15 protein-coding genes are annotated in these 12,139 nt (G+C 33.0%); 14 read left to right on the forward strand and 1 reads right to left on the reverse strand.

Annotated elements, in window-relative coordinates:
• The first annotated feature begins 25 nt into the window (after window positions 1–25).
• The 8 genes from KPL51_RS04320 to KPL51_RS04355 all read left to right on the forward strand — a co-directional run bounded on the left by KPL51_RS04320 (window position 26) and on the right by KPL51_RS04355 (window position 7,854).
• Entirely contained in the window at window positions 26–253 is a 228-nt protein-coding gene (locus tag KPL51_RS04320; RefSeq protein ID WP_216157847.1) for a HypC/HybG/HupF family hydrogenase formation chaperone, read from the forward strand.
• On the forward strand, window positions 237–1,328 hold the full coding sequence (gene hypD, locus KPL51_RS04325; protein ID WP_216157849.1) for a hydrogenase formation protein HypD: 1,092 nt from the start codon (window positions 237–239) through the stop codon (window positions 1,326–1,328). The genes KPL51_RS04320 and hypD overlap by 17 nt, the downstream gene beginning before the upstream one ends.
• Window positions 1,329–1,408: 80 nt before the next feature.
• Window positions 1,409–2,416 (forward strand): hydrogenase expression/formation protein HypE, encoded by a 1,008-nt coding sequence (hypE, locus tag KPL51_RS04330; protein ID WP_216157851.1) that lies wholly within the window; start codon window positions 1,409–1,411, stop codon window positions 2,414–2,416.
• Window positions 2,417–2,598: 182 nt separating this feature from the next.
• Window positions 2,599–3,384 carry a hydrogenase small subunit gene (locus tag KPL51_RS04335; RefSeq protein WP_216157933.1) on the forward strand — a complete coding sequence of 262 codons (786 nt, stop codon included), beginning with the start codon at window positions 2,599–2,601 and terminating at the stop codon, window positions 3,382–3,384.
• A gap of 68 nt (window positions 3,385–3,452) precedes the next feature.
• Window positions 3,453–4,853 carry a nickel-dependent hydrogenase large subunit gene (locus KPL51_RS04340; RefSeq protein ID WP_216157853.1) on the forward strand — a complete coding sequence of 467 codons (1,401 nt, stop codon included), beginning with the start codon at window positions 3,453–3,455 and terminating at the stop codon, window positions 4,851–4,853.
• 97 nt (window positions 4,854–4,950) lie between these two features.
• Window positions 4,951–5,628 carry a hydrogenase nickel incorporation protein HypB gene (gene hypB, locus KPL51_RS04345; protein ID WP_216157855.1) on the forward strand — a complete coding sequence of 226 codons (678 nt, stop codon included), beginning with the start codon at window positions 4,951–4,953 and terminating at the stop codon, window positions 5,626–5,628.
• A gap of 45 nt (window positions 5,629–5,673) precedes the next feature.
• Entirely contained in the window at window positions 5,674–6,108 is a 435-nt protein-coding gene (locus KPL51_RS04350) for a hydrogenase maturation protease (RefSeq protein ID WP_216157857.1), read from the forward strand.
• 225 nt (window positions 6,109–6,333) lie between these two features.
• Window positions 6,334–7,854: a 4Fe-4S dicluster domain-containing protein gene (locus tag KPL51_RS04355; RefSeq protein ID WP_216157858.1), complete on the forward strand. Its 1,521-nt coding sequence runs from the start codon at window positions 6,334–6,336 to the stop codon at window positions 7,852–7,854.
• A 179-nt stretch (window positions 7,855–8,033) separates the two neighbouring features.
• On the opposite strand, the gene KPL51_RS04360 is transcribed toward KPL51_RS04355, so the two are convergent.
• The gene (locus tag KPL51_RS04360; protein ID WP_216157859.1) at window positions 8,034–8,969 is read right to left on the reverse strand and encodes an EamA family transporter; all 936 of its coding nucleotides are present in this window, start codon (window positions 8,967–8,969) and stop codon (window positions 8,034–8,036) included.
• 259 nt (window positions 8,970–9,228) lie between these two features.
• On the opposite strand from KPL51_RS04360, the gene KPL51_RS04365 reads away from it, so the two are divergent.
• The 6 genes from KPL51_RS04365 to KPL51_RS04390 all read left to right on the forward strand — a co-directional run bounded on the left by KPL51_RS04365 (window position 9,229) and on the right by KPL51_RS04390 (window position 11,979).
• Window positions 9,229–9,414, forward strand: coding sequence for a DUF6954 family protein (locus KPL51_RS04365; protein ID WP_216157861.1), 186 nt, complete (start codon window positions 9,229–9,231; stop codon window positions 9,412–9,414).
• Window positions 9,415–9,449: 35 nt separating this feature from the next.
• Window positions 9,450–9,839 carry a hypothetical protein gene (locus KPL51_RS04370; protein WP_216157863.1) on the forward strand — a complete coding sequence of 130 codons (390 nt, stop codon included), beginning with the start codon at window positions 9,450–9,452 and terminating at the stop codon, window positions 9,837–9,839.
• 343 nt (window positions 9,840–10,182) lie between these two features.
• Complete coding sequence (locus tag KPL51_RS04375; RefSeq protein ID WP_216157865.1) at window positions 10,183–10,461, forward strand: DUF7010 family protein; 279 nt, start codon at window positions 10,183–10,185, stop codon at window positions 10,459–10,461.
• Between the two features lie 205 nt (window positions 10,462–10,666).
• Entirely contained in the window at window positions 10,667–11,278 is a 612-nt protein-coding gene (locus KPL51_RS04380) for a cupin domain-containing protein (RefSeq protein ID WP_216157867.1), read from the forward strand.
• The gene (locus KPL51_RS04385; protein WP_216157869.1) at window positions 11,244–11,555 is read left to right on the forward strand and encodes an ATP-binding protein; all 312 of its coding nucleotides are present in this window, start codon (window positions 11,244–11,246) and stop codon (window positions 11,553–11,555) included. Before KPL51_RS04380 ends, KPL51_RS04385 begins: the two co-directional genes overlap by 35 nt.
• A 13-nt stretch (window positions 11,556–11,568) precedes the next feature.
• Window positions 11,569–11,979 (forward strand): peptide deformylase, encoded by a 411-nt coding sequence (locus KPL51_RS04390; protein WP_216157871.1) that lies wholly within the window; start codon window positions 11,569–11,571, stop codon window positions 11,977–11,979.
• The last annotated feature ends 160 nt before the right edge of the window (window positions 11,980–12,139 follow it).

Genomic DNA, 12,139 nt, shown 5'->3' on the forward strand with positions numbered 1-12,139 from the left:
TAAAGAAGAAAAAGGAGGAAAGAGAATGTGCCTTGCAGTCCCTGGGAAAGTAGTAAAAATAGAAGGAAATAAAGGAATTGTAGAAATTGGGAATGTTAGACGGGAGATATTTATGCATCTCGTGCCAGATGTTTGTGTAGATGAATATGTACTTGTACATGCAGGTTGTGCAATTGAAACCATAGATGAAGAAGAAGCAAAAATAACATTAGATGCTTTTAAGGAGCTTCTTTATAATGAAGTTCGCAGATGAATTTAGAAATTCAGAATATGCAAAAAAACTTGTAAAAAAGTTAAACAATATTTCCAGCAAAAGGATAAACATTATGGAGGTTTGCGGTACTCATACTATGGCGATATTCAGATATGGTATTAGGGACGTGCTTCCTTTAAATATAAATCTGATTTCAGGTCCAGGTTGCCCTGTGTGCGTTACACCTCAAAGCTATATTGATGCAGTGATAACACTTTGTACAAAAGAAGATGTAATTATTGCAACCTTTGGAGATATGATGAGAGTACCTGGAAAAAAGGGATCACTGAGTAAGAAAAAAGAAGAAGGTTTTGATGTAAGAATAGTATACTCTCCAATGGATTGCCTTGTTATGGCATCACAAAATCCCTCTAAAAAAATAGTGTTTTTATCAGTAGGTTTTGAAACTACGGCGCCTATAACTTCACTCACAGTTATTGAAGCTAAAAAAAATAATATAAAAAATTTATTTTTTGCTACTGCCAATAAAATAGTTCCACCGATCATGGAGGCTTTAGTTCAGGATAAAGACTTAAATATAGATGGTTTTTTATTACCAGGGCATGTTTGTGCAATTATAGGAATGAAACCCTATGAATTTCTAAGTGGAAAGTATAATACACCTGCTGTAGTTACAGGGTTTGAACCATTAGACATACTTCAAGGGTTAAACACATTAGTAAATTTAATAAGCAAAAAAGATTACAGGATTATGAACGAATATAAAAGAATAGTTAAAACTGGGGGTAACCCCTATGCCTTGGAATATTTAAGCGAAACTTTTAATATTGTGGATAGTAGCTGGAGAGGAATTGGCAGAATAAGTGGAAGTGGTATGGAATTTAATAGTAAGTATGAAGGTTATGATGCACTTAAGCATTTTGGAATTGAGTATGAGGATTATGATGGTAGCCCTGGTTGCAAATGTGGAGAAATACTTAAAGGAAAAATTAAACCAACAGATTGTCCACTTTTCAAAAAACACTGCACACCCGAAAATCCAGTTGGTTCCTGCATGGTTTCATCAGAAGGTACTTGCGCTGCATATTATAGATACCACAAAGACACTATGTAATAGATACATGCTTACAAGGAATACTAGAGGAGTAACAATTAATAGTTGTTACGTACTTTTAAGGAATGCAGGGGGTTTAAATGAATGATAATATAACTTTAAGTCATGGAAGTGGCGGTTTGCAATCAAATAAATTGATTAGTGAAGTGTTTTTCAAATATTTCGGCAATGATATCTTAAATCAAATGAATGATGCAGCTCAACTAGAAATAGATTTTAAAAAACTTGCTTTTACTACAGATTCTTTTGTGGTAAATCCAATCTTCTTTAATGGAGGGAATATTGGTAAATTAGCAGTTTGTGGTACTGTAAATGATTTAGCCGTAAGTGGAGCAAAACCGCTTTACATTACAAGTGCATTTATTATCGAAGAGGGCTTCTCTATTAAAAAACTAGAAGAAATTGTTATATCTATGGCAGACGAGGCGAGTAATGCAGGAGTGATTATTGTAGCTGGTGACACAAAAGTTGTAGAAAAAGGAAATGTTGATGGGATTTTTATTAACACTTCTGGCATTGGTAGGATTTATGAAAATGTGAATATTAATTGTGCCAATGCAAGAGAAGGGGACATTGTTATAGTAAATGGAACACTTGGAGACCATGGAATGACAATAATATGCCAGAGAAATAATCTTGGACTAGAGGGAAATTTAAGGAGCGATTGTGCATGCCTTAATTCATTGGTAGATACAATGCTTGAAGCATATGAGGGTATTCACGTTATCCGGGATGCTACAAGAGGTGGAGTTGCGGCAGTACTTAATGAAATTAGTGAATTTAGCAATGTAACCATAGCACTTGAAGAGAATAATTTACCATTTAAAGAAGAAGTAAAAGGTGCTTCTGAGATGCTGGGACTCGACCCATTATATATTGCTAACGAAGGGAAACTTTGTGCTTTTGTACCAGAGGCATATGCTCAGAAGGTACTTGGTGCAATGAGAAAGCACCCACTAGGTACTAATGCTGCAATTATAGGAAAAGTAACGGAGGAAATTGGACAAAGGGTTTATTTAAATACAATAGTAGGTGGAAAAAGATTAGTTGATATGCCATCTGGAATTCAGCTTCCAAGAATATGTTGAATTTTATGCAAGATAAGCCAGGGATTATATAACTCTCTGGCTATATTTATTTGACTATAATTGTTTAGTGCTAAATACTGCATAATTAAAAGATTTTTTCAATATATATTAATAATAGATAAATAGGAGGGAATATTTTGCATGAGAGAGGACTTATAAAAAGGGCAATAGATGAAATCCATATGGGAGGGGTTAAAAAGATTAATTTTATATGGATGGAAGCTAACGGGTGTATGGGGAATATTATTTCTTTTCTTAATGCGGATAAGCCCGATGCTTCTTACTTCTTAAAGGAAATGGTTAATTTAAAATTTAGCCCTAGCCTTATGCAGGCAGAAGGTGAAGTTGCATATGAAGAGTTCTTAGAAGCTCTAGATACAAATTTTATATTGGGAGTAGAAGGTGCCCTAACTAATATGGATGAGGGTTTTTATAATATTTTTGCAACATATAAAGGTAGACGTGTACCTACAGCGGAAGCTATTAATTTAGCTGCAAAGAAAGCAAAAGCAATAATAGCTATAGGGACTTGCGCATCATTTGGAGGAATATCAGCAGCTAGACCTAATCCAACAGGATGCACAAGTTTAGGCGATTTCCTTGGACGTGAAGTAATAAATATTCCAGGATGCCCTGCGAATCCATTGTGGGTTATGGGAACTATAGCTAGCATTATCCTTGATAGAAAGGTTGAAATAGATGAAAAAGGGCGTCCACTAATGTTTTTTAAAGAAACAAATCATACTAATTGCCCAAGACGCTCGTATTTTGATAATAAAGTATTTGCAGAGAAGCTTGGAGATAAGGAATGCATGATAAAGGTTGGATGCAAGGGTCCTATTACAAAAGCTTATTGTCCTCTTGGATTATGGAATTCAAGAATAAATTGGCCAGTTGAGGCTAATACACCTTGTATAGGTTGTGCTAGTGAGTTTTTTCCGGATGGCACAGAGCCATTTGTTAAGTAAGTGGGTTATTTAAACATAGTTAGAAAAATATTGTATTTCACAATATAATTTAGAGTGAGGTGATCGTGGTGACTACTAAAATAATTATAGACCCTATAACTAGAATAATGGGTCCTTTAAGTATAGAGGTAGAAATTAAAAAAAATAAGATTGTAGATGCTAAAAGTGGTGGAATTCAATTTAGAGGTTTTGAAAAGATGTTAATAGGGCGCCCACCATTAGATGCAGTATATTTTACTGAAAGGATATGTGGCATATGTTCTACGTCTCATGGATTAGTTGCAAGTTTGGTATTAGAGGATGCACTAAAGGTAAAGCCTAATGAGAACGGAGTAAAAATCAGAAATTTTGTACATGGAGCTGAGTATCTCCAAAATATCATGAGGCAAATTTGTATTTTTGTATTTCCTGATTATGTAGATATAACATTAGCTCCAGGAAATTTAGACTATGATTTTAGAATTTCAGAAAAATACACAGAAAAAATCAATATAGATTATGTGAAGGCATTAGAATGTAGTCGCCTCGCCCACGAAATTATAGCTCTTGTAGGGGGGAAAGTACCCCATAACCATGGTGTGTTTGTGGGTGGCACAACTGCAAATATGGATGCTTCTAAAATTATGAGATTAAAATCCATACTACACCCTATTAGTGAATTTATGAGCAAAAATATGGTTGACGATATAAATATTATAGCTCATTATTATCCGGAGTATTTTAAGATCGGTGGCGGGACAGAAAATCTTTTAACCTATGGACTATTTCATGATTTGTCTAATAAAGAAATGCAGTACGTCCAGCCTTCAAGTTACATTGATGGTGAGGTGGCTATCTTAGACCCCAAAGCAATAACAGAGAGCTCAGCATTTTCTTGGTATAAAGATTCTAAAGCTAGTGAAGTACCATCAAAGCATCCATCTGAAACAGATATTAAAAAGCCAGGAGCATATACATTTATAAAAGCACCTAGATATAAAGGTAAAGTTGTACAGGTTGGTCCACTTGCTCGAATGATTTTATCAGGTTCATATAAAAATAATATATCTACCATGGATAGGCTTATGGCTCGGGTACTCGAGGGGAAAAATATTTGTGAGAAAATGTTTATAATACTTGAATCTATAGAGCCGATACTAGCAGTACAGGATGAATATATTATTGCAGAAAGTGCACAAGGGATAGGGCTCTGTGATGCTGTTAGGGGAGCTCTCGGACACTGGCTTACTATAGAAAAAGGGGTTATAAAGAATTGCGATATAGTTACACCCACCGCTTGGAACCTTTCACCAATAGATGAATTGGGTCAGCGCGGAGCCCTTGAGAGCGCTCTTATTGGTACTGAAATTCAAAACATTAACAATCCTGTGGAAATAGGTCGTATCGTACGCTCTTTTGATCCTTGTATATCTTGTGCTACCCATGTTAATACAGAATATGGTGACCCTTATTATATAAATATTACTTAAGATATCCGCTAAAAAATGACTATAATGCTGGTAAGTTATTTTAAAAAATGATGAAGATATGTGTTATATTTATATACAATAAAAGGGGGATAGTGAAATGAGTGAAATAAAGATTAATATTAATATGATAAATACAAATGAAGAGATACATGCGGAAAATAAAGATCTTTTTGATGGAGAGAATATATTTGTTATAAATTTAATGAGCGCTCCGGGATCTGGCAAAACCTCCATACTTGAGAAGTTAATTCCAAAACTTAAACAAAACTTAAACATGGCAATAATTGAAGGGGATTTATTTACCACTAACGATGCAGAGCGAATTGAAGCCATGGGAGTTCCAACAGTACAGATTAATACTGTGGGGCCTTGTTATTTAGATGGAGGAATGGTAAGGGAAGCATCATTAAACTTTGATTTAAGGGAGATAGATCTTATTATTATAGAAAATGTGGGAGATATATCAACACCGGCAGAATTCGAAATTGGCGAGGATATAAAGATATGCGTTTTTAGTGTGACGGAAGGTAATGACAAGCCTTTCAAATACCCACTGATATTTGAAAAAAGCAGGTTGATAATTTTAAATAAAATTGATTTAATGCAATTTACAGATTTTAAGGAAGAAGAGTTTTATAAGGATATTAAATTAATAAATGATAAAGCAAAAATTTTTCAAACCTCTTGCACCAGAAACCAAGGAATAAGTGAACTAAGTGAATGGATTTTGCAAGAAGTAAAGAAAAAAATAAGTAGCCACAAATCAAATTTTTAAGTCCTGTTTATTGCAGGATTTTTTATATGAAGGGATTTAGTTAATATGGGTAAAAAAGTAATTGCTATAGGTAATAGGTTAATGATGGATGACGCGGTGGCAATATATATTGTAGAAAAAATTAAGAATGTCCTAGGGGATAAAGGTATTGAGACTATTATAGGAGAAACAGATGTGGAATTTTGTTTTTCAAAATTAAATGAAGAAGATATGTTTTTTATTATTGATGCAACATATTATGGGAATTCACCAGGCACAGTAACTTTTAAAAGTTTGGATGATCTAAAAAACATTAAGGTCCAGAGTAGTTCTATTCATTCTTTAGGGGTAATGGAACTAGTAAATATGTATAAGATGAATATTAAGGGTCATTTTATAGGAATAGAAATTGCTAATATAGATATAAATGTTGGGTTAAGTTATGTTTTACAGGCACAAGTGGATTATATATCTAACAAGATATTAAGTTTTATTATATAATAAAAGGATTTAATCAGGTATAGTAGGGCATAAGTAAAATTAAAATAACAAGTGGGGGTGGATCCAAATTAGATTAGCTAAGAAAAATTCATGATAATTAACCAGTTATAATATAAAAAGCTAAATAAATACACAAATAAAATTGACTAAATTGTTACTATATGATATTATAACAAAAAATATATATGTAGTTTTTATAAATATTAAAGCATAAAAGGAGTTATAATGAAATACGAATATAAAACACTTACTGATATTAGACACAAAGTTTTTACGGCCGTAAGTAAGATGGCCTTTGAAGACAATTTAAAAGAAATAGAGAATATTCCATATGAGATCATTCCTGGAGATGTGGGTAAGTATAGAGAAAGTACATTTCTTGAAAGAGCAATAGTTAGTGAGAGAATCCGTTTGGCAATGGGACTAAATTTGAGACCAAGTGATAAATCAAGAGCAATCACGGAGGGATTAGAAGGGGCAACAAAACCTTCAAAATATTATGAACCGCCACTTGTAAATATTATAAAATTTGCTTGTAATTCTTGTCCAACAAATAGCTATGAAGTTACAAATATGTGCCGTGGCTGCCTAGCACACCCTTGTGTAGAAGTTTGTCCTAAAGGCGCAGTTAGTATAGTTAATGGGAAAAGTGTTATTGATCAGGAAAAATGTATAAAGTGTGGTTTATGTGCTAAAGTGTGTCCGTATTCAGCAATAATAAAACATGGGCGCCCATGTGCCATGGCATGTGGAGTGGATGCAATATATACAGATGAATATGGCAGAGCATCAATAGATTATGATAAATGTGTTAGCTGTGGAATGTGTTTGGTAAATTGTCCTTTTGGAGCAATATCTGATAAAAGCCAGATATTTCAACTAATTCAGGCAATTAATCAAAAGAAAGAAGTAATTGCAATTGTAGCTCCATCATATGTGGGGCAGTTTGGTAGAAATGTTGGATTTAATGATTTTAAAAGAGCGATGATTATAATGGGATTTAAAGATGTTGTTGAAGTTGCCATTGGTGCAGATATTTGTACAATTGATGAGGCAAAAGAATTTATAGAAAATGTACCTGAGAAATTTTCATTTATGGGTACCTCATGCTGCCCATCATGGTCTGTTATGGCTAAAAAATTATATCCGCAGTATGCTGAAAATATTTCAATGACTTTGACACCAATGGTTTTTGCTGCTCGGCTTGTGAGAGAAAAACATAAAGATGCAATGATTGTTTTTGTTGGGCCATGCAGCGCGAAAAAATTAGAAGCTTCCAGAAAAAGTGTAAAAAGTGAAGTTGATTTTGTAATTACATATGAGGAGTTATCTGGAATGTTAGAAGCCAAAGAAGTAAAAGTAATTGGTACAGATATGAGCTTGAGTAATGAAGCAACTGGTTCGGGGAGAGGTTTTGCGGTTGTAGGTGGAGTCGCTAAGGCTGTAGCTGATTTGATAAAAAAAGAACATCCAGGGCTAGAAGTGAAAATTGAAGCTGCAAATGGACTGAGAGAATGTAGGGAGATGTGTAATGATGCCATAAAAGGAAAGTATGATGGATATCTCCTTGAAGGAATGGCATGTCCGGGTGGCTGTGTGGCTGGAGCTGGATGTATTGTCAAACCTAGCATAGCTGGCGCTCAGGTTAAACAAGCTGCTAAAAATTCTGATCTGAAGATTTCAGATGAGTCTAAATATGCTCATAAATATTATTTGTTAGATGGAAAAAATCTAGAGGAAGAATAGAGAATATTATTTATTATACATACATAAAATAAAAGCAAGAACTGCATTGAAATTTTTCAATGCAGTTCTTGTTTTTTTGCTATAAGAATGAACCGTTTCCAGTTTATTCTAGGGCGGTCGTGTTCGGAACTAATAATTTCAAATTAAAGTGATATTAACTTGGGGATGAAGGTACAAAACTATTCTATCTGTTTTGTTTTATTTTTGTTAATAGTATTTAAAATCTGTTTAACATCTAAATTTGTAACCATTAACCCAATTATTATAACAGAAACCCCTAGCCATTGTAGTTTAGAGAGCTCTTCAAACAAAACAATTCTAGCTGTAAGTAGTCCAGTTATTGGAACTAATAATGATAATGGTGAAATCTTATTAATTGGATATTTAGATATTAAAATACTCCAAAATCCATATCCAAATAGTGTTGACCCAAAAGCTAAATAAAGAACTGAAAATATGGACATCATATCTAAATTAGAGATTGAATTAATAAGAGTTTGTGGAGAGTCAATTAATAATGCTAGAATTAAAGTGGGAATCGGGGGTACAAGACTTCCCCATACAACTAAACTTAACATATCAAGTTGTTCATCTTTTTCCATTGATTTTTTTGATGCAGTTTTTGCAACAATATTTGAAATAGACCAAAATATAGGAGCACATATTGTAAGTAAAATAGCACCAATAGGTATCGATGATATTCCAATGGTACTTGAAGCAACTCCTATCACAATTAGTCCTAAAGCGCCAATTAAAAAACCTACTAATTGTTTAGTTTTGAATTTTTCTTTCAAGAATAAATATCCTAAAAGTGGAGATATAAATGCTTGTAATTGAACTATTATAGATGCGAGTCCAGCTGGCATTCCAATATGCATGGCATAAAATAAACAACCAAATTGACCTACCCCAACTGTAAATCCATATAGGAGTATATCTTTTAGTGCCATTTTAGGTGGTTTGATAAAAAATACGGCTGGAAATGCAACTAAAGTATACCTTAAAGTAACAAGTAGCATTGGAGGTACCCCTCCTAGTCCCAGTTTAATTACTGTAAAATTTGCCCCCCAAACTATTACGACTAATATAGCAAGAATAAAATCTTTTCTTTTCATAAATGTCCCCCCCCTAAGGCTAACGAAATATATATTTACAATATCATATTCAATTTTAAAACACAATAATAGATAGCAGAAAATAACTTCATGAAATTCAAAAGAACCAATAAGTTTATTCCTTTAAAGTGTGTTTAATAAGTATTTAAAATGGTACACTATATAATACAATATACTTTAATTTTTTATTAGTTAAAATAATTGAAACTTAATTCCATCGACACTTTCATAAAAGAAAATAAATGTAGAAGGTGATTAAATGAAGTGGCTTATATATGTTGTTTTTATAATTATGTATTTACTAGTAACTTTCTTTGGATTAGGACCAGTTTTATTTGCTGACGGTTCAAATTCAGAAAGAATAATAACACTTGTAATCGTAGTGGTTATATATATTATTCTATCTGTTTCACTTAAATTATTAATTAAGAAAACTAGTAGGTAAAAGTTGCTAGAATCAATTTACGAAGGAGGAATATTATGATGCCATTAAAAAAATCGAATCGCTGGATTTGGATTTTTATACTTTATACGATTATAATATTTACTGGCTTGCTTACAACTAGATTTATACTTGGTAGTGAAATACTTGTTAAATATATCCTTAGTCTAATTCTAATATCTCTGGTGTCAGCTTTAATTCCTTGTATAGGTGGGTTTTTAGGTAAACGACTATTCTTTTTAATTTATACGTTCTGCACCATAGTAGGTATACTTTACATGTTTTATGTGGTATTAGGAAATACTGCCCCTGGATGGGGTGATTTGACTAGCATTGTAGGTTTACTATTTATGGTTGGAGTTGGAGCCACTTTAGGTTTAGTTGTAGAAGTCATTCTTTACTTTGTTAAGAGAAAACAGAGTAAATAACCATATAACATTGGTCAACGTTTATTAGTGTAGTCTTATATTTTTTAAGTAGTTTTGCCTTCCCATTATTAGGTGAAAGAATAGTTGTGCCCCTAATGGGAATTTTCGTATTAACTGGTGGAATAAGTGTGATAGTTTTTATTATCGTTTTTATAAAAGAAAAATATAAAAATATAAATTAGCATTAGAGGAGAGGAGTTCTGACTTATCTATGTATTATAAACACTAAAGGGAGTTCAAAAATGAACTCCCTTTAGATATTAACTTGGAAGCCATTAAGTGTAATTAGAATGGGGTTACTTTATTTGGATTATATAATATTCTGAAAGTAAGATAATTGTAATTGAGTTACTTACACCTTGTTGCTATGTGGGTATATCCTACAGTTCCAAATAAAATGGTAATGGTTTTGGCAATTATCTTTGGTGCACACTTATTGCCTTTTGGATGGTTATATAAATCAAAAGCTTATTCAGTAATGTCTGTACTTATATCTTTTACCGCTGTTATTATTGGGATCATGTTTAATGCAGTTGTGGTTTCAATCGATATGGTAATATTTGAAATTGTATTCTGTATGTGTTTAATGTTTGAAAATAAATCATTAATCAAACAATCTTGAGCATAACTAGAGGGAAGGTAATGAGCAATTTTTTAACAATGTCTTCTCTATAGGGTTCCAACCTCTAAGGTTACTTAAATTTATTCTTGTTATTTTCTAATTTAAGTATTATGACCCTAGGGGCATAGCATTCATGTGAACCGAAGCACAGTTTCTAAATATAAATCATATGATAATATGATAATACTATAAAAGGAATAGAAATATGTATAATGTTTATGAAACATATCCTTATTGTCTTAACGTACCAATGTATAATCCATACAATACGTATAATGTTTATAGAACCTATCCATGCCCTTATTACATTAACACACCAACGTATACCTATACTGATGAAAAGGGGTTAGATTCAAGATTTGATCCTTTGCAATCTGCAAGTGATGATAGGTTAATTCAGTTAAAGGACTATGGCGCAGAACCGTTTGTAGTTAATATTGAGGAGGCTACTAAGCAAAACAATACTTATCGTACCGCTTTATGGACAGGAAGCCATTTGCAACTCACTTTGATGAGCATCAAGGTTGGGGAAGACATAGGTTTAGAGGCTCATCCTAACCTTGATCAATTCATACGTGTTGAAGAAGGTCAAGGACTTGTTAAAATGGGTGACAGTAAATATAACTTGAATTTTCAAAGAAACGTCTATGATGATTTTGCATTCATCATACCTGCTGGTAAATGGCATAATCTAATAAATATAGGTGATACACCACTTAAATTATACTCTATTTATGCGCCACCTCAGCATCCACATGGTACAGTTCATGTAACTAAAGCAGATGCACAAGCTGCTGAAGATCACCCTGGCAAATAGGGGGGAACAAGCTCTTTATTATTCTAAAATAGATGATTTCTCAAAAGACTATCTTATAAATGAGGTTGAGTTAGATAGATTAGTTAAGGCAGCAGTAAAAAAGCAGGCCAAAACCTTTATTAATAAAAAAATAAAAATAGAAATTGAAAATACTAATTTAGATGTCGCAACAGACAACAAATGGCTTTCTTTTATTCTGGACCAAGTACTGTCCAATGCATTAAAATACACTAAGTACGGTGGCCGAACAGAACATAATAAAAAAGACAAATATTAAAGGAGTATAACATATGGTTAAATCAATTATGAGAGATATATTCTTTCTCAATCAAAAATCAGAACTGGCTACAAAAGTAGATGCTCAGGTGATACAGGATTTGCTTGATACACTTAAAGCAAATAAAGAAGGCTGTGTAGGAATGGCAGCTAATATGATTGGTGTCAAAAAAAGAATTATTGTGATCAGTATGGGCGATATGAACGTTCCGATGATTAATCCTATGATAGTAAATAAATCGGGTCAATATGAAACAGAAGAAGGATGTCTTTCACTTGTTGGTGTTAGAAAAACTAATAGATTCAAAGAGATTGAAGTAGAGTATTTTGATTCGTTATTTAAGAAGCGAAGGGGAAAATACTTTGGATGGATTGCTCAAATTATTCAACATGAAGTAGACCATTGTGATGGGATAGTCATATAGAAAAAAGGTAAGAGCACTGTTCAAAGTGGAATCACAGCAATTAAAGAAAGATGAACGCCTTCACCAGTAAAACCCCCTGAACTAATAAATTAGTCCAGGGGGTTTTTTACACTTGATTTAATTGAATTAGAATGGTGTGGGTAGGACCGTATCATAAATA

It is taken from the genome of Clostridium bowmanii (assembly GCF_018861315.1).
GTDB classification, from domain to species: Bacteria; Bacillota; Clostridia; order Clostridiales; family Clostridiaceae; genus Clostridium_AD; species Clostridium_AD bowmanii.